We start from the raw sequence: 22429 nt of genomic DNA, 5'->3' as shown, positions 1-22429 counted from the left end.
CTGCGGAATATTGCCCCTCGCGCCCGGGGTGATGTTGGCCACCCCGGGCCCGATCCTGCAGCTCCGGTTATCCATCCGGGGGGAACTTCGGCAGAATCGGCGGTATGGACCTTGGAGCATCGCACCCGCTGGTCGACGGACGCACGTCCGGATCGGCCCTCATCTCCGCCTACCGGGGCCAGGCTCCGCACCGGCGCCCCGTCTGGTTCATGCGCCAGGCCGGACGGTCGCTGCCGGAGTACCGCGCCCTGCGCGAGGGCACCAACATGCTCGAGTCCTGCCTCGATCCCGAGATGGCGTCGGAGATCACCCTCCAGCCCGTGCGACGGCACGACGTGGACGCCGGGATCTTCTTCTCCGACATCGTGATCCCGCTCAAGCTGGCGGGGGTCGACGTCGATATCGTGCCCGGCGTGGGACCCGTGCTCGGGACGCCCGTCCGTTCCGCCGCCGATGTCGCCGCGCTGCCCACGCTGACGGACGAGGCGCTGGAACCGATCCGGCAGGCCGTGGCCCTCACGGTCGCCCAGCTCGGATCCACCCCGCTGATCGGGTTCGCGGGTGCCCCGTTCACCCTGGCGGCCTACATGGTCGAGGGCAAGCCGTCCCGCGACCACCTCGGCCCCCGCACCATGATGCACGCCGATCCGGACACCTGGCGCGCCCTGACCGCATGGGCGGCGGACGCCTCCGGCATGTTCCTGCGCGCCCAGCTGGAGGCCGGCGCCAGCGCCGCCCAGCTGTTCGACTCATGGGCCGGGTCCCTCGGCCTCGCGGACTACCGGCGGCATGTGGCACCGGCCTCCCGCAGGGCCCTGGACCACGTCCGGGGCCTCGGCGCGCCACTGATCCACTTCGGCACCGGCACCTCGGAGCTGCTCGTGGCGATGCACGAGGTCGGGGTGGACGTCATCGGCGTCGACTACCGTCTGCCCCTCGACGAGGCGAACCGCCGCCTCGGCGGGACCGTACCCCTCCAGGGCAACATCGACCCGGCCCTGCTGCCCGCCCCGTGGCCCGTCCTCGAGCAGCACGTCCGCGACGTCCTCGCCGCCGGGGCCTCGGCGCCGGGGCACGTGGTCAACCTCGGGCACGGCGTCCCGCCGGAGACGGACCCGGACGTCCTGACGCGCGTCGTCGACCTCATCCATTCCGTGGAGCCGTAGCCGTGACGAGGGCGGCGGGGGCGGACCGGGTGCCGGCGGAACCGGCCGGAGTCCCGCCGGAGCGCGCCCGCCCCCGATCGGTCGTCGTGGTCGGCGGGGGCATGGCAGGCCTCGTCGCGGCGCGGACGCTCGTGGAGCGGGGGCTGCGCGTCACCGTGCTCGAGAGATCCGACCGGTTCGGCGGCACGGTCGACAGCCGCGTGCTCGGGGGCTTCCAGCTCGACAGCGGCGCCGAATCCTTCTCCACGCGGTCCGCCACCGTGCCGGCGCTCGCCGACGAACTCGGGCTGGGCGACCGGATCGTGGCCCCCGACGCCACGGGTGCCTGGGTGCAGCTGCCCGGCAGGGACCTCCTGGCTGCCGCGCGGCCGCTGCCGAACTCCGGCGTCCTCGGGATCCCCGCGGACCCCTCAGAACCCTCGATCAGCGCGATCCTCGGCCGCGCAGGCTCCCTCCGGGCCGCCCGGGACAAGGTGCTCCCGGTCGGTACCCTCGCGACCCGCCCCGGAGTCAGTCTCGGGGACCTGGTCCGGACGAGGATGGGCGAGGAGGTCCTCACCCGCCTGGTGGCGCCCGTCGCGGGCGGCGTCTTCTCCGCCGACCCCGACGACCTCGACGTCGACTCCGTGGCGCCGGGGCTGCGCTCGACCATGGGCCGCCTGGGCTCCCTCGGTGCCGCGGCGGGCGCCCTGCGCCGGGCCGCTCCGGCCGGTGCCGCCGTGGGCGGTCTCGTCGGCGGCATCGCCCAGCTCCGTGACGCGCTCGTGCGGCAGCTCCGCGAGGACGGGGTGGACCTGCGGTCGAACGAGCACGTCAGCGGCCTCGCCCGCTCGGGCTCCGGGTGGATCGTGACGACGGAACACTCGGCCCTCTCGCGCCGCCTTCCGGCGGACGCCGTGCTCGTGGCCACCGAGGGCAGGGGCGCCGTGGACCTCCTCGTCCCGGCACTCCCCGCCCTGGCGGAGGAGCGCCCCGATCCCGTGCCCGGCGTCGCCCTCGTCACCCTGATCGTCGACGTCCCGGAGCTCGACGCCCGGCCCCGGGGCACCGGGGTGCTCGTCGCCCGGGGGGTCGAGGGTGTCGCCGCGAAGGCGCTCACCCACGCGACGGCCAAGTGGGCGTGGCTGCGGGAACAGGCCGGGCCCGGCTCCCACGTCCTCCGGCTGTCCTTCGGCCGCGTCGGGGACCGGCCCACCGCCGTCGGGATCGAGACGCCCGACGACGCCCTCTACCGCCACGCCCTCGCCGACGCCTCGGCCCTGCTCGGCGTACCCGTCGGCGAGGCCGACGTGCTCGACTGGGACGTGGTGCGCTGGGCCGGCGCCCTCCCGCACGCCTCCGTAGGGCACCGGGAGCGGGTCGCACGCATCCGGGCCCTCGTCGCGGAGCAGTCGGCGTCCCTCGCCGTGGCCGGGGGCTGGCTCGCCGGGACCGGGCTGGTCGCCGTCATCGACGACGCCCGGGCACGGGCCGACGCGCTCGCGGATGCCCTGATCGGGGGCGGCCGGACACCCGCCGTGTGACCTTCATCTCTTCTACGCATCGTAGAAGAAAACGATTTCGGTTCGCCTGCGGGCAGGGGCAGACTAGTACCATGACTGAGCTCACCGGTAGCACACCCGCCCACGCTCCACAGCCGACCGGAGAGGGCGCCGAAGCCCCCGGAGAGCTCTTCTACACCCTCTGGACCGTCTTCAAGCGGGAGGCCGCGGCCACGGGCTCGGGCGCGCACCCCCTGGCGGACGTCCTCTCCACCCTCGAGCAGGACGGCGTCGTCCTCCGCGGGTTCTACGACGTCTCGGGCCTGCGCGCCGACGCCGACGTGATGGTCTGGCTGCACGGACCCCGCCCCGAGGATCTCCAGGCCGCCGTGCGGACGCTGCGCCGCACCGACGCCTTCGCCGCGACCACGGTGGCGTGGTCCGCCATGGGCGTGCACCGCGACGCCGAGTTCTCCAAGTCGCACAGCCCGGCGTTCTCCCGCGGGGTCGCGCCGGCGGAGTGGGTCTGCGTGTACCCGTTCGTGCGTTCCTACGAGTGGTACATCCTCCCTTCGGACGAGCGGCGCGAGATGCTCACCGACCACGGCATGAAGGGGCGGAAGTACCCGCAGGTGATCTCCAACACGGTGTCATCCTTCGCCCTGAACGACTACGAATGGATCCTGGCACTCGAAGCTCCCGAGCTCGTGGACCTCGTGGACCTCATGCGGTACCTCCGGGAGACCGAAGCGCGGCGCCACGTCCGCGAAGAAGTGCCGTTCTACACCGGCCGGCGGATCAGCCACGACGAGATTGCAGAGGTGCTCCAGTGACGACACAGGCATTCAACCCCCTCGACGGAGTCGACGAGAACGGGCGGATGGCACCGAAGGCGTACGACGCCGTCGTGCTCGCCTCCTTCGGTGGACCGGAGGGGCAGGACGACGTCATCCCCTTCCTGCGGAACGTGACCCGCGGCCGCGGGATCCCCGACGAGCGCCTCGAGGAGGTCTCGCACCACTACCGCGCATTCGGCGGAGTGAGCCCCATCAACAGCCAGAATCGCGCCCTGCGGGCCGCCATGGAGGCCGAGCTCCGCCGCCGCGGCATCGACCTGCCCGTCTTCTGGGGCAACCGCAACTGGGAGCCCTTCATCGCCGACACCCTGCAGCAGGCGTACGACGCCGGGCACCGCAAGGTGCTCGCCGTGACCACGAGCGCCTACTCCTGCTACTCGAGTTGCCGCCAGTACCGCGAGGACCTCGGCATGGCGCTCGTGAAGACCGGGCTCGAGGGCCGGCTCGAGGTGGACAAGGTCCGCCAGTACTTCGATCACCCGGGCTTCGTGGAACCGTTCGTCGAGGGCGTGACCGAGGGTCTCGCCAAGGTCCGCACCGGACTCGCCGGGCAGGGCACCCCGGACGCGCCCGTCCACATCATGTTCTCCACGCACTCCATCCCCATGGGCGACGCCGAGGCCGCCGGACCCCGCGACGGCGACGGCGGACCGGCCTACGAGGAGGGCGCCTACGTGGCGCAGCACCTCGCGACCGCGCAGGCCGTGCTGGACCGCATCCCCGACGCCGCCGGCGTCGAGTGGTCCCTGGTGTACCAGTCCCGCTCGGGCGCCCCGCACATCCCGTGGCTCGAGCCCGACATCAGCGACGCACTCCGCGACCGCTACGAGGCCGGCACGCGCGGCGTCGTGATCGTCCCCCTCGGCTTCGTCTCCGACCACATGGAGGTCGCCTGGGACCTCGACACCGAGGCCATGGAGACGTGCGGCGAACTCGGGATCGTCGCGGACCGCGTGCCGACGCCGGGCACGCACCGGAAGTTCGTCGAGGGGCTGGTGGACCTCATCCTCGAGCGCACCGTCGACGACAACATCGCGGACCGCCCGTCCGCGACGGCGCTCGGACCCTGGTTCGATGTGTGCCGCCCGAACTGCTGCGCGAACCGCCGCGGGGAGAAGCCGACCATCGCCGCCGTCGACTCCACCGTGGGAACGCCCCTGCCCAACCCCGGTACGTGATGAGCCCAGCCATCAGGGTGGGCACGCGGGGCAGCGCCCTCGCGATGACGCAGACGACGACGGTGGCGGAGCGGGTCTCCGAGCTCGCCCGCCTGCCGTACGAGCTCGTGCGGATCCGGACCGAGGGGGATGTCCTCAAGGGCTCGCTCTCTCAGATCGGCGGCACCGGCGTCTTCGTCGCGGCCCTCCGCGACGCCCTCCTCGAGGAGCGGTGCGACGTCGCGGTGCACTCGCTCAAGGATCTCCCCACGCTGCCCGCCCCGGGGCTGACGGTGGCGTCCGTACCCGAGCGCGAGGACGTCCGCGACGCCCTCTGCGCCCGGGACGGCCTCATTCTGGCCACCCTCCCGGACGGCGCGCGCGTAGGCACGGGGTCCCCGCGGCGGGCCGCGCAGCTGCGGTCCGCGCGGCCCGGCCTCGAGGTCGTGGACATCCGCGGCAACGTGGACACCCGGCTCGGACGCGTCGCCGGACTCGTCCCCGGGGCGCCCGGCGACCTCGACGCCGTCGTCCTCGCCGCGGCGGGACTGCGGCGGCTCGGGCGCGAGGAGGCGATCACGGAGCTGATCGACACGGACGTCATGCTGCCCGCCGCAGGCCAGGGAGCCCTCGCCATCGAGTGCCGGGAGAGCGAGGCGACCCCGGGGGTGCGCGACGCCCTGGCCGCCTACGACCACCTGCCCACACGGCTCGCGGTGACGGCCGAGCGCGCCGTCCTCCTGCAGCTGGAGGCGGGCTGCGCGGCGCCCATCGGCGCCCTGGCGGGGTTGCAGGGCGACGTACTCGCCCTCGAGGCCGTGGTGTGCAGTTTGGACGGCCGGTCGATGATCCGCCTGACCCGCTCGGCGCCGGCCACCGATGCGGTCGCCGCCGCGCAGCTCGGTCTCGAGCTCGCCGAGGAGCTGCTCGCCGCCGGCGCGGCCGACATCGCGCCCCTGAACAGCTAGCCCGCATGGTCAGCTGGTCAGGGGACCGGCCGGTGGTCGTCCTCCGGCAGCCGGCCCGGGCGGTCAGGATCGCCGACGCCCTCCGCGCCGGCGGCATGACCGCCTACGCCCTGCCGCTCACGGATACGGAGCTCCCCGCGGACACCGACGACGTCGCCCGAGCGCTGGCGGTCCTCGGGCAGGGCGGGTACGAGTGGCTGGTCGTGACCAGCGCCAACGCCGTCCAGGCCCTCGGGATGCTCGCTGCGGCCGATGGTACGCCGCTCGCCACCCTCGTCCGCCGCGGGGGAGTGCGGGTCGCCGCCGTCGGCACCGCGACCGCGTCGACGCTGGCCGGGGCGGGCGTCGTCGTCGACCTGGTGCCCGGCGAGGCGTCGTCGGCCGGTCTGCTGACGGCGTTCCCGTCCGGACCCGGCGCGGTGCTCCTGCCCCAGGCGGATCTCGCCCCGGACGACCTCCGTGCAGGACTCGCGGCTTCGGGCCGGACCGTCCACCGCGTCGAGGCCTACCGCACCGTGCCCTACCCGGCGGAGTCCACGCGCCGCGTGCCCGGCGTCGAGGAGGACGGGCCGAGACCGCCCATGCTGTCCCTCCACGACCTCCTGGGACTCGCGTCCGGCGGTCCCCGGCCCGCGGTCGTCTTCACCGCCCCGAGCGCGGTCCGGCAGTTCCGTGACAGGCTGGGCACCGGCCCGCTGTCCTTCCGGGCCGTCGCCATCGGCCGCACCACGGCCGGAGCGCTCCGGTCCGAGGGGTGGGTGGCGGCCGCCACGGCCGCCGACCCCACGCCGCAGGGGATCGCCCGAGCGGCGGCGGACGCCTTCGCGCAGGACGACGCACCCACCTCGCATGCCGCACCATCGAACGGAGATCAGCCATGAGTTTCCCCCAGCACCGGCCCCGGAGGCTGCGCTCGACCCCCGCCCTGCGGCGCATGGTGGCCGAGTACCGCGTCCACCCGTCCGAGCTGATCCTGCCGGCGTTCATCCGGGAAGGGCTCGCCGAGCCCTCGCCCATCCTCTCCATGCCCGGCGTGGTGCAGCACACCACGGATTCCCTGAAGCGGGCGGCCGCGGAAGCCGTCGAGCGCGGCGTCGGCGGCATCATGCTGTTCGGCATCCCCGAGCATCGCGACGCGACCGGCAGCGCGGGCATCGACCCGGAGGGCGTCCTCAACCGGGCGATCGCCGACGTCCGCTCCGAGGTGGGCGACTCCCTCGTCGTCATGAGCGACGTCTGTCTGGACGAGTTCACCGATCACGGGCACTGCGGTGTCCTCGCCGCCGACGGCTCGGTGGACAACGACGCGACCCTGGAGCTGTACGCGCAGATGGCCGTCGAGCAGGCGCGGGCCGGCGCGCACGTCCTCGGCCCCTCCGGGATGATGGACGGCCAGGTCGCCGTCATCCGGCAGGCGCTGGACGAGGCCGGACACCAGGACGCCGTGGTGCTCGCGTACGCCGCCAAGTACGCCTCCGCGTTCTACGGGCCCTTCCGCGAGGCCGTCGACTCGCAGCTCGTCGGCGACCGCCGGACCTACCAGATGGATGCGTCGAACCGCCGTGAAGCGATCCTCGAAGTCGAACTCGACATCGAGGAGGGCGCCGACATGGTCATGGTCAAGCCGGCCATGAGCTACCTGGACATCCTCGCCGACGTCGCCGCCATGTCGCCCGTCCCCGTCGCGGCGTACCAGATCTCGGGGGAGTACGCGATGATCGAGGCCGCGGCCGCGAACGGCTGGATCGACCGACGCCGCGCCATCGAGGAATCCGTCCTCGGGATCAAGCGCGCCGGCGCCCAGATGATCCTGACCTACTGGGCCTCGGAGCTCGCGCTCTGGCTCGACGAGCCCACCCCCTGAACTCCCACAGCGAAGGAACCGCACCGATGACGACACCACCAGCAAGCACGTCCGAGGATCTCTACGCGCGCGCCCGCGCCCTCATGCCCGGAGGCGTCAACTCGCCCGTCCGTGCCTTCGGCTCGGTCGGCGGGACGCCGCGCTTCCTCGTCGACGCGCACGGCGCCTACGTCACCGATGCCGACGGCAAGCAGTACGTGGACCTCGTCTGCTCGTGGGGCCCGGCACTGCTCGGCCATTCGCATCCGGACGTCATCGCCGCCGTGCACCGCGCCGTCGACCACGGGCTGACCTTCGGCGCCTCGACGCCGGCCGAGGCCGACCTCGCGCAGCTCGTCAAGGAGCGCGTCCCCGCCGTGGAACTGCTGCGCATGGTGTCCACCGGGACCGAGGCGACCATGACCGCCGTCCGGCTCGCGCGGGGCTTCACGTCCCGGAACCTGATCGTCAAGTTCGCGGGCTGCTACCACGGGCACGTGGACAGCCTCCTCGCGGCCGCCGGCTCGGGAGTCGCCACGCTTGCGCTGCCCGGTTCCGCCGGCGTCACGGAGGCGACGACCGCGGAGACGCTCGTGCTGCCGTACAACGACGTCGAGGCCGTCGAGGAGGCCTTCCGCACGCACGGCGAGCGCATCGCCGCCGTCATCACCGAAGCCGCTCCCGCGAACATGGGGGTCGTGACCCCGGCGCCGGGCTTCAACGCCTTCCTCAGCCGCATCACCTCCGAGCACGGCGCGCTGTTCATCGTCGACGAGGTCATGACCGGGTTCCGCACCCACCCGGGCGGGTACTGGAAGCTCACGGGCGGCGCCGACGACGCCGAGCACCCGTGGACACCGGACCTGCTGACCTTCGGGAAGGTCATCGGCGGCGGCATCCCGGCCGCGGCGCTCGGAGGGCGCGCGGACGTCATGAACTACCTCGCGCCGATCGGGCCGGTCTACCAGGCGGGCACCCTGTCGGGGAACCCGATCGCCATGGCGGCCGGCGTCGCGACCCTCACCGCCGCGACGGACGACGTCTACCGGCACGTCGACGCGCGCTCGCTCGAGGTCGGCGATGCCCTCACCGCTGAGCTCGCGAAGGCCGGCGTCGACCACTCCATCCAGCGGGCAGGGAACCTCTTCAGCGTCGCGTTCGGCACCGCCGAGCACGGCGTGCGGAACTACGCCGACGCCCAGGGGCAGGAGGCGTTCCGCTACGGGCCCTTCTTCCACTCCATGCTCGACTCGGGCGTGTACCTCCCGCCGTCCGTGTACGAGGCGTGGTTCCTCTCCGCGGCGCACGACGACGCCGCCATGGAGCGCATCCACGCCGCCCTTCCGGCGGCCGCGCGGGCAGCAGCGGAGGCCGTGCCGGTCGACTAGCTGAACTGGTCGACCGGCTGTGCTGGTCGATCGTCGGCCCGGTCCGATTGTTGGTCGGGGGTGCAGCCGACGACGGGCCACGCCCGCTCGATGACGGCGTCGGGCTCCGTCCGGCGGAGATACTCCTCGAAGTTCGCCGCCTGCCGATCGGCCCAGACGACGAGTGAGGCATGCAGATCCGTGGCGGGCCGCCGGAGGAACGCGAACCGCTCGGCGAGAACCGCACCGACCCGGAGCGTCGCGAGGACGTCGGCCGCCGACGTGTGTGCGTTCTCGAACGGGATGGCGTAGTGCTCGCACACGGCCGTCAGGGTCCGCTTGCCGCGCCGGTACCGGTCCGCCTGCTTGTCCATGATGTACGGGTCGATCACGGGCGAGGGCACCGGGACCCGGGCTGCGTGGCGGCGCCCCTCCTGCGCCAGCACCGTGAAGTCGTACCGGGCGTTGAAGGCCAGCACGGGGATGCCGGCGGAGAAGAAGCGCGCCAGGACGGCCGAGATCCCGTGGACGACCTCCGCGGCCGGCAGGCCGTGCGCCTGCGCGTGTGCCGTCGTGATGCCATGGATCGCCGCGGCGCCCTCCGGGATGTCGATACCCGGATCAGCCAGCCACTCATGGTGCTCGAGCACGTCCCCGTCGTCGTCGACGAGCACGATCGTCGCGGTGACGATGCGCGCGGTCAGCGGATCCCGCCCCGTCGTCTCGAGGTCGAACCCGGCCCTCGGGCCTTCGTGCCAGCTCGTCATGGGACCACCGTACGGGCGGGCTCCGACCAAATAGGCGTGCGGCCCGCGCGGCCCGCCGGGCTAGGGTGGAGCGCATGGAGCGACGAGCCGGCGAGCATCCCGGCGGGCGGGGGCCCGTCCCGGATTCCGCCCTCGTCCCCGGCGCCGACCCGACGCCGCGGACCGACCCGGACGACTACTGCGAGGCCGTCCTCGCCGTGACCGCACTGATCCCCGCCGGGAAGGTGCTGACCTACGGGGACATCGCCGAACTCCTCGACCGCGGCGGGCCCCGCCAGGTCGGCAGGGCGCTGTCCCGCACCACCCGGGACGTCCCCTGGTGGCGTGTCCTGCGTGCCGGCGGCCACCCGCCGCACGGCCTGGCCCTGCGTGCCCGCGCACACTACGGGACCGAGGGCACGCCGCTCCGCGTGCCGCAGGGGAGCACCGACCCCGGCGAGTACCGCGTGGATCTGCGTTCCGCCCGCTGGTGGCCCACGGCGGAGGAACAGGCCGTCCTCGACGACGTCGGCGCGTCCCTGCGACGCGCCGGTCCCTGACGCCGGGGCCCGTTGCGATGCTCCTGTTTGTCCGTGGCGTGTGATGGTCTTGATCCATGACCAGCACTCTTCCTGACGCTCCGTCGGCAGCCCTCGGCGACGGCGCCGCCACGGCCTCCGCGACCCCCGCGGAAGGGTACGCCGACGTGCTCCGGTCGCTGACGGACGTGACCGGTCAGGTGCTGGTCCTCGGTGCGCCGGGCAGTGGCAAGTCGTCCCTGCTCACCGACCTCGCCGTCGCCCGTATCGGGGCGGGGACCGTGGCGCCGGAAGGCCTGCTCCTCCTCGGTCCCACCCGCGCGGCCTCGACGCGGCTCCGGGACGAACTGACCGCCAAACTCGACCGCAGCATCAGCACGGCGCCCGCCCGCACCTGGGCGTCCTACGCCTTCGACCTCATCCGCCGGGCCAGGGCCGAGGGCCGCACCCCCGCCATCACGCGTGCACCGAGGCTGCTCTCGGGCGCCGAACAGGACCTCATCATCAAGGAGCTCCTCTCCGGCCACGGACGCGACGGCGCTCCGGGACTCGACTGGCCCTCCGGCCTCGCCCTCGCCCTGCCGACCCGCGGCTTCCGGCAGGAGATCCGCGACCTCTTCGACCGCGTGAGCGAGTACGGGGTCCCCGCCGAGGAGCTCTCCGCCTGGGGCGAGCGGTTCGACCGCCCGGACTGGGTCGCAGCGGCCGCTCTCTACCGCGAATACCGCGACGTCCTGGACCTCCGCATGCCCGAGGCCTTCGACCCGGCCGGCATCCTCACCGCCGCCCGCGAGATCCTCGAGACGGACCGCGACTTCCTCGACCGGGAGCGGGGGCGCCTGCAGCTGATCCTCGTGGACGACTACCAGGAGGCGAACCCCGCCGTCCATGCCCTGCTGGGGCTCATCGGGGCAGGCAACGACGTCGTCATCACCTCCTGCCCGGACGTGGTGGCGCAGGGCTTCCGCGGAGCACGCCCCGAACTCACCGGACGCCTGTCCACCCTCTTCCGCCGCGGGGGCGGCCTGACCACGGTCACCCTGCCGGGGTCGCTGACCCTCCACGGCCCGCTCGCCGGGGCGTGGAGCAACGTCGCGGCGCGCATCGCGACCACGGGCATCAGCACGGCCTACCGGAACGTGGAGGGTCCTCGAACCGACGGCACCACGACGGACGGCCCGGCCATGTCCGCCCACGTCCTCGACAGCGCCTTCCACGAACAGCGGTTCATCACCCAGCGCGTGCTCGAGGCGCACCTGTTCGGGGAGCGCAGCCTCGACGACATCGCCGTGATCGTCCGCAACGGTGCGCAGGTGTCCGCGGTGCAGCGGTTCCTCACGGCCCAGGGCATCGCCGTGAACGTCCCCGCCGCGGAGACCGCCATCCGGGAGGAACCGGCCGTGCGCCCCCTGCTCGAGCTGTTCGCCGTCGTCGTCGGCCGCACCGAACTCGACACGGAGCTGTGCATCTCGCTGCTCACCTCGCGGATCGGCGGGGCGGGCAGCCTGGATCTCCGGCGCCTGCGCCAGATCCTCCGGCGGACCGAGCTGCAGGAGGGCGGGGGGCGGACGAGCGATGAACTCCTCACCGCCCTGTTCTCCGCGCCGGAGCAGATCGCCGCCCTGCCGTCCGAGGGGGCGCCGGTCCGGCGTCTGGCCCGCATGCTGGAGGCGGGGCGGTCCGCGGCCGCCGATCCCGGACGCGATCCCGAGACCGTCCTGTGGGCGCTGTGGTCCGCCTCGGGGCTCGCGCAGCAGTGGTCGGCCGCAGCCCTGTCCGAGGGGCCGTCCTCGAGCCGCGCCGACCGCGACCTCGACGCGATGATGGCCCTCTTCCAGACCGCGGAGCGATTCGTGGAACAGATGCCCGGCGCCGACCCGGAACTGTTCCTGGACTACATCCTCAGCCAGGACATCCCCATGGACACCCTGACGACGCGCATCGCCCGCCAGGCGTCGGTGTCGGTCCTGACGCCCGCGAGTGCCGCCGGCAGGCACTGGCCGCTCGTGATCGTGGCGGGCGTGCAGGACGGCGTCTGGCCCAATCTCCGGTTGCGGGGAGAACTCCTCGGATCGGGCGAACTGCGTGCGCTGCTCGACTACGGGGAATCGTTCCGCAGCAACCGGGACCCGGTGTCCCTGCTGCAGGACATCCGGTTCGACGAGCTGCGGACCTTCTCGCTCGCCGTCTCCCGGGCCACGCAGGAGCTGGTGTGCTGCGCCGTCGCCTCCCAGGACGAGCAACCCTCACCGTTCCTCGACGTGCTCGACCCCCTGCCGCCCGGCATCGCAGCGCGACCGCGCACCGAGGTCCTGCGCCCCCTCACCCTCCGCGCGCTCGTCGCCGAGCTGCGGAAGTTCGCGCAGGACCCGCAGGCGAGCCCGGCTCTGTCCACGGAGGCCGCCCGGCACCTCGGGCGCATGGCAGTGCTGGAGCCGCCGGTGCCGGGAGCGCATCCGGCCCGGTGGTGGGGCGTGCTCGGCATGACCAGCGAGGACCCGGTGGTGCCGATGGACCAGCCGATCCCGGTATCGCCCTCCAAGGTCGAGTCCGTGCTCGCCTCGCCCCTGAGCTGGTTCGTCTCCGCCGCGGGCGGGGAGCGGACCACCGACTTCGCCCGGTCCCTCGGCACGCTCGTCCACCAGATCGCCCAGGACCTTCCGGAGGCCACCGGCACCGAGTACGTGCGGGAGCTCGAACGGCGCTGGCCGCAGCTGGGGATCAAGGACACCTGGGAGGGCCGGTCCGACTTCCGGCGCGCCGAGACCATGGTGCGGAAGCTCGCCGCCTACGTGCTCTCCATGCGGAAGGACGGACGCAGCCTGCTGGCCACGGAGGTCGACTTCGCGGTCGAGCTCGAGCTCCGCCTGGCGGACGCCGAACGGCTCGTGCGCCTGCGCGGGCAGATCGACCGGCTGGAGGTCGACGCCGACGGTCGCTTCGTCGTCGTCGACCTCAAGACGGGCAGGAGCTCGCCCGCACAGGCGGACATCCCACGCCACCCGCAGCTCGCCGCCTACCAGACGGCCCTGGCCGCGGGTGCCCGGTTCGGCGACCAGGACACGGACGGCACACCGGACGCCCCACAGGCCGCGCCCGAGGAGGCCGCGAACACCGGAGGCACCGCACCGGGGGGCGCTGCACTGGTCCAGCTGGGCACGAAGGCCAAGGGGGTCGCGGTGCAGGTGCAGCCCCCGGTGGGACCGGAGGACACCTGGGCGAGGACGATGATCGAGGACGCCGCCGCGCTGATGTCCGCCGCGACGTTCGACACCGTCCACGACCCCCGCCGGTCGGGGTTCGGCGGCAGCGGATGCCGGCTGCCCGAAGTCTGCCCCCTGTGCGAAGAGGGAAAGCAGGTGACGCAGTAGTGGCCGCTGCACGACGGGCAGCACGGTATTCGGCCCGGGCACTCGCGGAGCTGCTGCACACGGACCCGGATGCCCCCGTCCAGTACCCGACCGACGATCAGGCACGCGTCATCGAGGCACCCCTGGAGCCGCTGCTGGTCATCGCCGGCGCGGGCTCGGGGAAGACCAAGACCATGGCGGACAGGGTCGTCTGGCTCGTGGCCAACGACCTCGTGCGCCCCGAACAGGTCCTCGGCGTCACCTTCACCCGGAAGGCCGCCGGAGAGCTGGCGTCGAGGGTCCGGCAGCGGCTGGCCCAGCTCTACGCCGCGCTCGCGCAGGACGCCCCTGCACCCGCGGGCGGGGACGCTCTGGACCGGCTCGATCCCACCATCTCCACCTACCACTCCTTCGCCAACGGGATCGTCCAGGACTACGGGCTGCGCATCGGTGTGGAGCGTGATTCGGTGATGCTCGGGACCGCCCAGTCCTGGCAGCTCGCGCACGCCGTCGTCGAGGCCTACGACGGCGACTGGGAGCACTTCACGGCAGCGAAGAGCACGCTCGTGAAGGCGGTGCTCGGCATGGCGGGGGAGTGCGCCGAACACCTGGTCAGCCCGGCCACGGTCCGGGACGAACTCCGCCGCCACGTCGAGCACGTGGCCACCCGGCCGTACGTCGCAGGATCGGGCAGGGCAGCCACGCAGAAGGTCCAGGACCTGCTGGACAAGCTGCGCACCCGCATCACCGTCACCGAACTGGTCGAGCACTACGCCGCCGCGAAGCTCGCACGCAGGCAGCTCGACTTCGGCGACCTCGTCTCGCTCGCGGCCAGGATCGCCCGCGACATCCCGGAGGCCGGGGCGATGGAGCGGGAGAAGTACCGGGTGGTGCTGCTGGACGAGTTCCAGGACACCTCGCACGCCCAGATGGTCCTGTTCTCACGCCTGTTCGCCGACGGGCGTTCCGTCACCGCGGTCGGCGACCCCCATCAGTCCATCTACGGGTTCCGGGGCGCGTCCGCAGGGCAGCTCGGCACCTTCCGCACCGCGTTCCCGCGGGTGACCCCCGAGAGCCGTGCGCCGTCGGAGGTGGCGCACCTGTCGGTCGCCTGGCGGAACGCGACCTCCATCCTCGAAGCCGCGAACACGGTGTCGGCTCCGCTCAACGTGCCGGCGCCGTGGCTCCGTAACACCACCGTCCAACAGGTCCCCGGACTCGTGGCGCGGCCCGGGGCGCCCCTCGGCGAGGTCCTGCTGGGGCGGTTCCTCACGGATGCGCCCGCTGCCGGGCAGGCTGCGCCGAGCAGCTCCGACGCCGCCCCGGACGACCCCGCGGGAGCCGACGGGCAGCCGACCGTCGGTCCGCAGACCTCGCTCAGCGAGGCCGAGGCCGTCGCCCGCGAGGCCCTGAGGCAGCGCCGGCGCAGCTTCGAGACCGACGACGACGGGTCGCCGCTCCGGCCCACCATGGCCGTGCTGTGCCGTGGGCGCAAGCAGTTCGAGCCGATCCGGCGGGAACTGGAGCGTGCCGGCATCCCGGTGCAGGTCGTCGGGCTCGGCGGCCTGCTGCGCACCCCCGAGATCGTCGACCTGCTCGCCACCCTGAGGGTCCTCGGCGACCCGGACCGCTCCGACTCGATGCTGAGGCTGCTGTCCGGCGCGCGCTGGCGGCTCGGCCCGGCGGACCTGATGGCCCTCGGGGACTGGTCCCGGCAACTGGCCCGGACGCGTGAGGCCATGTTCCGCCGGGGCAGCCCGTCCGCCGGAGAGCCGGAGGGCGAGCTCGACCGCGAGCAGGGCAGGGACGCCGTCGTGGCCCCCGACCTCGCCGAGGCGGGGAGCCTGGTCGAGGCCGTCGACTACCTCCCGCCGCTCGACTGGGTGTCGTCGGCCGGCAGGACCCTGAGCGGTACCGCCCGGCAGCGGCTCGAGCTCCTGCGCCACGAACTGCGCGGCCTCCGGAGCTTCGTGGGCGATGACCTGGGCAGCATGATCGGCGAGGTCGAGCGCACGATCCTGCTGGACATCGAGGTGGCCGCGAAGCCGGGTGTGAGCATCCACGAGGCACGCCGCAACCTCGACGCCTTCACCGAGGCCGTCGCCGGCTTCGTGTCCACCGCGGAGCGCGTCGACCTGCCCGCGTTCCTCGCCTGGCTCGAGGCCGCGGACCAGGAGGAGGACGGACTGCCGGTGACGCAGCTCGAAGCGAGCCGTGACGCGGTCCAGCTCCTCACCGTGCACGCCTCCAAGGGCCTGGAATGGGACGTCGTGTTCGTGCCCGGCCTCAACGACGGCTCGTTCCCGAGCGGCAAGGACTCGCGCTGGAGCAGCGGCGACTCCGCCATCCCCTGGCCCCTGCGTGGCGATGCGCCCGAACTGCCGCAGTGGGACTGGGAGCAGCAGGACCAGAAGGAATGGCTGGCCAGCGAGACGGAGTTCACCGGAGAGGCGCGGGCGCACGCCGAACGCGAGGAACGCCGGCTCGCCTACGTTGCATTCACCCGCGCGAAGCACGCCCTGGTGTGCACGTCCTCGGCGTGGGGCGGCGGGCGGTCGAAACCGTCGGCGCCGTCCTCCTACCTGGCGGACCTCGTGGCGCTCGCCGAATCCGGGACGGCCGGCGTCGTCCTGCCGCACTGGCTCCCGGAAGGGGAGGAGGGGGACGCGAACCCGGCGAACGCGAGCCCGGAGCGGGCACGGTGGCCGTTCGATCCGCTCGGCATCCGGCGGCCGTCCATCGAACACGCGGCACAGGCGGTCCTCGAGCAGGCCGCAGCACCCACGCCCGAGACCGAACCGGACGCCGGTCGCTGGGGTCGGGAGGTCCGGCTCGCCCTGGCGCGGCAGGCCCGGGAGCGGGAACGGATACCCCTCGCCCTGCCCTCGCACATCTCCGCCTCGACCCTGGTGGAACTGCGCGAGGACGCGGCCGCAGTCATGCAGCAGCTGCGGCGGCCGCTGCCCCGGCGACCGGGGTCGGCCGCCCGCAAGGGCACCGCGTTCCATGCCTGGATCGAGGAGTTCTACGGGGCCGGCGGGATGCTCGACCTCGGCGAGTACCCCGGCGGTGCGGATTCGCATGTCGACGAGACCCTCGGACTGACGGACATGGCGGCGATCTTCGAGCAGTCCGAGTGGGCCCTGCGGGAGCCCGCGGCGATCGAGGCGCCCATCGAGACGAAGATCGGCGGCATCGTGGTGCGTGGCCGGGTGGACGCGGTGTTCCGCGACGCCGACGGCGGATGGGACCTCATCGACTGGAAGACGGGGCGGCCGCCGTCGCCGGACCGGCGCGCAGCCAAGGCGGTCCAGCTCGCCGTCTACCGGCTCGCATGGTCGCGGCTGAAGGAGGTGCCCCTCGAGAAGGTGCGCGCGGCGTTCTTCTACGTCGCCGACAACCTGGTGGTCCGGCCCCACGATCTCGCCGATGCCGGGGAACTCGAGAGGATCATCCGGGCGGCCGGCCCGGCCGGCTCCTGAGCACGGGCGCGGGCGGGCGTACCCGCATGCGTCGCTCGTCCCCGGGACCCCTGTCCCGTCTGGACGACGTCAGGGCGACGGCGGACGGCAGGTGGGCCGGAGGGGTCAGCGCCGGGCCTGGACGATCGGCAGGGCGGAGGTGGCGACGTCGTCCGGGGACCCCGTTCCGGGGTCGGTGCCCGTCAGCACCGTGACCTTCGACGAGGTCGTGACAGGCCGCTGACGCCCCGCCGTGAGGCGGGCGTGCGCCAGCGAGGATCCGGAGGGGGTCCCATGGTCGCGGCGCCGGTCGTCCTCGGTCGGCGCCGCATGGAGATGCGCCCGGTTGGCTTCGGCCTTCGGGTCGAAGAGGTGGCTGCCGGTGCGCTCCGGAGCAGGGGCACCGTCCACGGCCGGAGTCCCGGCTTGCCCCGACGGCCCCTCGTCATCCGCGGCACGGGATCCGCCTACGGACGCCGGATCGTGCGTGCCGCGGTGGTCGGCCCCGACGCCCCCTGCACCGCTGGTCGGGCGGGGCGATGCTTCGCCGGTGACCGACCCGGCATCATCGGGCGCATCATCGGAAGCCTCCTCGGACCCCGACGGGAGGTGCGCGCCGTCCGCGTCCGTGCCCAGTTCGTCGCCCCACTCGAGGCGCTGCTCGTGCTCGTGCCGTGCCCGTTCCGCGGCCTCGTGCTGTTCGCGCTCGATCGATTCCACGTCGGCTTCGAGCTCGGCGAGCATGTCCTCCGCCTCGTCGATCATGCCGGCGTCCTCGAGGGCCATCCCTCGGACCAGCCACTGCGCCAGGGCGAACTCCGCGGCGAGCGCAGCGCGGCGGGACAGGTGGGGATCGACGGCGGTGGCCCTTGCGGCCGCGTAGGCCGCATACACGGCGTCGACGAACGCGGTGTCCTCGGCCGCGGCGAGCCAGGCGAAGTCCTCGGCGGGATCGCCGACGCACAGGTCCGTCCACCCGGTCACGGCCGAGACGCGACCCGCGGCGATGAGGAGGTGGTCCTCGTGGAGGTCGCCATGGACCACGGTCGGGCTGAACCGCCAGAGGGCGACGTCCTCGAGCGCGTGCTCCCAGCGGCGCAGCAGGATGGAGGGGATCCTCCCGGTGGTCGCGGCCTGGTCCAGCTCGTTCAGTTTGCGCTGGCGGTACTCGTCGGCCTCGTACCCGGGCAGGTCCGCGCGCTGCACTATCTCCGGCGGCAACGTGTGGATCGCGGCGATCACGCGGCCGAGTTCCTCTGCCATCGCGGACCCGCCGGCGGTGAGCGCGTCGAGCGATCGGGTGGTGCCGGCCAGGTGCGAATACACGAAGGTGCTGAGCTCACCCTGGCGGACGCTGCCGGCCATGTGCGGGATGAGGAACGGCAGCTCCGCCTTGACGGCGGGGGTGAAGGCACGCAGGGCCTGCAACTCGGTCTCGAGGCGCATGCTGGCCTCCGCGTGCCGGGGCGAGCGGACCCTCCACTGCTTCCCCGCATCGTCGACGAGCAGGGCGGCGTCGAAGTCCGCGGCGTCGTCGGGGGCGCCGGCGACGCCGGTCGGAGCGAGGCCAGGTACTGCGGCGCTGGCGATGGCTGCAAGTTCCATGGGTGTCCGTTTCACAAGATCAACCGTAGGGCGTTCCAGCTCCGGCCGCTCGCAGCTGTTCGGCGAGTCGCCGGATGCACCACTCGTGTCGGGCCCCGCACTACTCCTCCACCGGGGTTCCGGTGAATGGGATTTGGGAGTGCAAGAACGTACCGTAGAACCATGACCGATCCACTCCGGGCCCTCGTGCTCCCTCCCCTCGGATCGCTGCCACTGTCACGTGCCGCCACGGACCGGGACGGCGAGGCCCGGCCCACCGAACACTTCCTCGACGACCTGTGGGCGTCGGCGGACACACGGGTCCTGCCGCTCGCCCGCGGGAAGGCCCCCGTCGTCGGGAACGCCCTCCGTCTCCTCGGTCCCGCGGACCTCGCCCGCCCGGCCATGGTCGTCTACCTCGGCCGCGTCGACGAGGGGTTCGCCGATGCCGGGCGGCGCGTCGTCCTGGCCGTGTTCGACGAGGAGGACGCCGCCGTCGCGCCCCTCGGCCAGTGGTTCGGCCTGCGCGAGATCGCGGCGTCGCTCGACGCGCGCGATACCGGCCTGTTCGTGGCGGGTGCCGCGATCGCCAACTGGCACGCGACCCACACCCACTGCCCCCGCTGCGGTGCCGCCACGGTTTCCACCCACGCCGGCTGGGTGAGGCGGTGCCCGAGGGACGGGTCCGAGCATTACCCGCGCACGGACCCCGCCATCATCGTCTCCATCATCGACGACGACGACCGCATCCTGCTCGGCTCCGCCGTCGCCTGGCCCGAGGACCGCTACTCGACGCTGGCCGGCTTCGTCGAACCCGGTGAGTCGCTCGAGGCCGCCGTCGTCCGCGAGGTCGGGGAGGAATCCGGGATCCGGGTCGAATCCCCGGAGTACCTCGGCTCCCAGCCCTGGCCGTTCCCGGCATCCCTGATGGTCGGCTTCACCGCACGGGCCGCGAACACCGATGCAGTACCCGACCGCGAGGAGGTGCGGTCGCTGCGGTGGTTCACGCGGGAGGAACTCTTCGCCGAGGTGCGCGACGAGAAGATCGTCGTGGCGGGCGGCGTCTCCATCGCGCGGGCGATGATCGAGCGGTGGTACGGCGGGCCGCTGGACGAGGAGCCATCGGAGGCGCGTCCCTAGTGTCCGGACAACTGCTCGAGGACAGCATCCTCGAGGGACTCGACGACGAACAGCGGACGGTGGCCAGCACTCTGTCCGGACCGCTGTGCGTGCTCGCCGGAGCAGGTACGGGCAAGACCCGCGCCATCACCCACCGCATCGCGTACGGCGTGCACACCGGCGTCTACAAGCCGCAGCAGGTCCTCGCCGTGACCTTCACCGCGCGGGCCGCGGCGGAGATGCGCACACGGCTCCGCGACCTCGGGGCCGGCGGGGTCCAGGCGCGGACCTTCCACGCGGCGGCGCTCCGGCAGCTGCAGTACTTCTGGCCGCAGGCCGTCGGGGGCCCGCTGCCGGCCCTCGTGGACCACAAGGCCCAGCTGATCGCGGAGTCGGCGCGCCGGCTGCGCCTGTCGACCGACCGCGCCGCGATCCGCGACGTCGCCGCGGAGATCGAGTGGGCCAAGGTCTCGATGCTCACCCCCGACGCCTACGCCGGGGCCGCCGCCGGCCGGGCGGAACCGGCGGGCATGGACCTCATCACGGTGTCCCGGATCTTCTCGGCGTACGAGGATCTGAAGATCGACCGCAACCTCATCGACTTCGAGGACGTCCTGCTGACGACCGTCGCCATCCTCGAGGAGGACGAGAAGGTGGCGGCGACGGTGCGGGCGCAGTACCGCCAGTTCGTGGTCGACGAATACCAGGACGTCTCCCCGCTCCAGCAGCGCCTGCTCGATCTGTGGCTCGGCGAGCGTCGCGACCTGTGCGTCGTGGGTGATGCCAGCCAGACCATCTACTCCTTCACCGGCGCCACCTCACGCCACCTCCTCGACTTCACCAAGCGCTACGAGGGTGCCCAGGTGGTCAGGCTGGTGCGCGACTACCGCTCCACACCCCAGGTGGTGCGCGCCGCCAACACGCTGCTCGCCGCGCGGGGCACCGAGGTGGACCGACGCGCGGGCGAGACGACATGGTCGGCCCCGCTCGAACTCGTCGCCCAGCGCCCCGCCGGCCCCGAGCCGGTGTACACGGAGTGCACCGACGACGACGCCGAGGCGGCCGAGTGCGCCCGGCGCATCGGTCTCCTGCTGGGCCAGGGCGTCAAGGCGAGCGAGATCGCCATCCTCTACCGCACGAACGGGCAGTCCGAGGCCTACGAGCAGGCGCTCGCCAGCGCCGGCATCGGATACCAGCTGCGCGGCGGCGAGCGGTTCTTCCAGCGGCGTGAGGTCCGCGACGGGCTGCTGCAGCTCCGGGCCGCGGCACGCACCCAGGGCGACGACGACGTGCCGCAGCAGGTCCGCGATGTCCTCGCGTCCCTCGGCTACACCTCCGTCGCCCCGCAGAACTCCGGCGCCGTCCGCGAGAAATGGGAATCGCTGGCCGCCCTCGTGGGGCTCGCCGACGAGCTCAGCAGGGTCCGCGGCGAGGCCTTCACGCTGCAGACGTTCGTGGCCGAACTCGAGGAGCGGGCCGCGGCGCAGCACGCCCCGACCGTTCAGGGTGTGACCCTCGCGTCCCTCCACTCGGCGAAGGGCCTCGAATGGGACGCCGTCTTCCTCGTGGGGCTGAGCGAGGGGCTCATGCCGATCTCGTTCGCGGACACGCAGGAAGGCATCGACGAGGAGCGGCGGCTGCTGTACGTGGGCATCACACGCGCCCGGATCCACCTGTCGATGTCGTGGTCGACGTCCAGATCCGCGGGCGGACGCGCCACCCGGAAACCCTCGCGCTTCCTCGATGCACTGCGGCCCGCGACCGCCGGCCAGGCATCCTTCCGTCAGCCGCGGGCGAAGGCCACCCGCAAGTCCACCGGGCCGGCGGTCTGCCGCGTGTGCAAGCGGCCGCTGCTCACGGGCGCCGAGCGCAAGATCGGTCGCTGCAGCGACTGCCCGGCCACCTACGAGGAGGAGACCTTCGAGGCGCTGCGCGCCTGGCGGCTCGCGGAGTCGAAGGAGAAGGACGTCCCCGCCTTCGTGGTGTTCACGGACGCGACGCTCGTGGCCATCGCCGAGGCGCGGCCGCAGACCCTCGACGAACTCGGCGATCTCGCCGGCGTCGGTTCCGCGAAGCTCGAGCGGTACGGCGAAGCGGTCCTGGAGATCATCAGTGACACCGCCTGACACCGGCGGGCCGCCTCACCCCGCGCGGCTTCCGGTCGAGGTCAGACGGTCGGCACGGCGGAAGCGCACGGTGAGCGCGGACATCCGCGACGGCGTGCTGCGGGTCTCCATCCCGGGCCATTTCTCGCCCGGCCAGGAGCGCCACTGGGTGGAGCGCATGGTGGAACGGATGTCCGCGAAGTACCTCGCACAGCCGGCCGTCGACGACGAAGCCACATCCGCGCTGCAGCGGAGAGCCGAGGCGCTGGCCCGGCAGTACCTCGGTGGCAGGGGAGTGCCGAGCACGATCGGCTGGGTCACCAACCAGAACACCCGGTGGGCCTCCGCCACGCCCGCCCACCGTACCGTCCGCCTCTCGCATCGGCTGCAGGGCATGCCGGAGTGGGTCGTCGACTACGTGATCCTGCACGAGATGGCCCACCTGATCGAACCCTCGCACAGCGCCGCCTTCTGGGACCTGCTGACGTCCTACCCCAGCACCGAGACCGCCAAGGCGTTCCTCGACGGCGCCGCCTTCGCAGCGCACCGCAACCTCACGGGAACACCTGAGGAGTTCTAGGGCCCGGGTCATCCCGATCATCGGGAACGAGCCGCCCGGTGTCGACGCACAGGGGCGCCGCCCGGTGACGGACGCACAGGGGCGCCGCCCGGGCGGACGCCGCGAC

At 73.0% G+C, this 22429-nt stretch carries 16 protein-coding genes; 14 read left to right on the top strand and 2 right to left on the bottom strand.

What is annotated here, in order from left to right:
* The first annotated feature begins 104 nt into the window (after positions 1-104).
* The 8 genes from hemE (at position 105) to hemL (ending at position 8860) form a co-directional block, all read left to right on the top strand.
* On the top strand, positions 105-1166 hold the full coding sequence (gene hemE / locus AC4D2F_RS05390; protein ID WP_104165984.1) for a uroporphyrinogen decarboxylase: 1062 nt from the start codon (positions 105-107) through the stop codon (positions 1164-1166).
* Between the two features lie 2 nt (positions 1167-1168).
* A complete protein-coding gene (hemG, locus tag AC4D2F_RS05385; RefSeq protein WP_490909770.1) occupies positions 1169-2689 on the top strand; it encodes a protoporphyrinogen oxidase in 1521 nt (506 codons plus the stop codon).
* 71 nt (positions 2690-2760) lie between these two features.
* Positions 2761-3480, top strand: coding sequence for a hydrogen peroxide-dependent heme synthase (hemQ, locus tag AC4D2F_RS05380; RefSeq protein WP_104165982.1), 720 nt, complete (start codon positions 2761-2763; stop codon positions 3478-3480).
* Between the two features lie 47 nt (positions 3481-3527).
* On the top strand, positions 3528-4682 hold the full coding sequence (locus AC4D2F_RS05375; protein WP_490910523.1) for a ferrochelatase: 1155 nt from the start codon (positions 3528-3530) through the stop codon (positions 4680-4682).
* Positions 4682-5629, top strand: coding sequence for a hydroxymethylbilane synthase (gene hemC / locus AC4D2F_RS05370; protein WP_490909769.1), 948 nt, complete (start codon positions 4682-4684; stop codon positions 5627-5629). The genes AC4D2F_RS05375 and hemC overlap by 1 nt, the downstream gene beginning before the upstream one ends.
* A gap of 5 nt (positions 5630-5634) precedes the next feature.
* The gene (locus AC4D2F_RS05365; protein ID WP_490909768.1) at positions 5635-6510 is read left to right on the top strand and encodes a uroporphyrinogen-III synthase; all 876 of its coding nucleotides are present in this window, start codon (positions 5635-5637) and stop codon (positions 6508-6510) included.
* Positions 6507-7493, top strand: a complete 987-nt coding sequence (hemB, locus tag AC4D2F_RS05360; protein ID WP_490909767.1) for a porphobilinogen synthase — start codon at positions 6507-6509, stop codon at positions 7491-7493. The genes AC4D2F_RS05365 and hemB overlap by 4 nt, the downstream gene beginning before the upstream one ends.
* Positions 7494-7519: 26 nt before the next feature.
* On the top strand, positions 7520-8860 hold the full coding sequence (gene hemL / locus AC4D2F_RS05355) for a glutamate-1-semialdehyde 2,1-aminomutase (protein WP_104165974.1): 1341 nt from the start codon (positions 7520-7522) through the stop codon (positions 8858-8860).
* On the opposite strand, the gene AC4D2F_RS05350 is transcribed toward hemL, so the two are convergent.
* Entirely contained in the window at positions 8857-9606 is a 750-nt protein-coding gene (locus AC4D2F_RS05350) for a 3'-5' exonuclease (RefSeq protein ID WP_490909766.1), read from the bottom strand. The genes hemL and AC4D2F_RS05350 overlap by 4 nt on opposite strands.
* Positions 9607-9680: 74 nt before the next feature.
* On the opposite strand from AC4D2F_RS05350, the gene AC4D2F_RS05345 reads away from it, so the two are divergent.
* The 3 genes from AC4D2F_RS05345 to AC4D2F_RS05335 are packed head-to-tail and all read left to right on the top strand — an operon-like array spanning position 9681 to position 16956.
* Positions 9681-10145: an MGMT family protein gene (locus tag AC4D2F_RS05345; RefSeq protein WP_490909765.1), complete on the top strand. Its 465-nt coding sequence runs from the start codon at positions 9681-9683 to the stop codon at positions 10143-10145.
* A 56-nt stretch (positions 10146-10201) separates the two neighbouring features.
* Positions 10202-13495, top strand: a complete 3294-nt coding sequence (locus AC4D2F_RS05340) for an ATP-dependent helicase (RefSeq protein WP_490909764.1) — start codon at positions 10202-10204, stop codon at positions 13493-13495.
* Positions 13495-16956: an ATP-dependent helicase gene (locus tag AC4D2F_RS05335; RefSeq protein ID WP_490909763.1), complete on the top strand. Its 3462-nt coding sequence runs from the start codon at positions 13495-13497 to the stop codon at positions 16954-16956. Before AC4D2F_RS05340 ends, AC4D2F_RS05335 begins: the two co-directional genes overlap by 1 nt.
* Before the next feature lie 105 nt (positions 16957-17061).
* On the opposite strand, the gene AC4D2F_RS05330 is transcribed toward AC4D2F_RS05335, so the two are convergent.
* The gene (locus AC4D2F_RS05330) at positions 17062-18540 is read right to left on the bottom strand and encodes a phosphotransferase (RefSeq protein WP_490909762.1); all 1479 of its coding nucleotides are present in this window, start codon (positions 18538-18540) and stop codon (positions 17062-17064) included.
* A gap of 162 nt (positions 18541-18702) precedes the next feature.
* Between AC4D2F_RS05330 and nudC the strand changes: the two genes are divergently transcribed.
* The 3 genes from nudC (at position 18703) to AC4D2F_RS05315 (ending at position 22323) form a co-directional block, all read left to right on the top strand.
* Complete coding sequence (gene nudC, locus AC4D2F_RS05325; protein ID WP_490909761.1) at positions 18703-19659, top strand: NAD(+) diphosphatase; 957 nt, start codon at positions 18703-18705, stop codon at positions 19657-19659.
* Complete coding sequence (locus tag AC4D2F_RS05320; protein WP_490909760.1) at positions 19659-21764, top strand: ATP-dependent DNA helicase UvrD2; 2106 nt, start codon at positions 19659-19661, stop codon at positions 21762-21764. The genes nudC and AC4D2F_RS05320 overlap by 1 nt, the downstream gene beginning before the upstream one ends.
* 70 nt (positions 21765-21834) lie before the next feature.
* Complete coding sequence (locus AC4D2F_RS05315; protein WP_490909759.1) at positions 21835-22323, top strand: M48 metallopeptidase family protein; 489 nt, start codon at positions 21835-21837, stop codon at positions 22321-22323.
* Positions 22324-22429 lie beyond the last annotated feature (106 nt).

Source organism: Arthrobacter sp. TJ-263 (assembly GCF_058269155.1).
The sequence above is the reverse complement of the archived record's forward strand: the minus strand, read 5'-3'. Positions and strand labels throughout refer to the sequence as shown.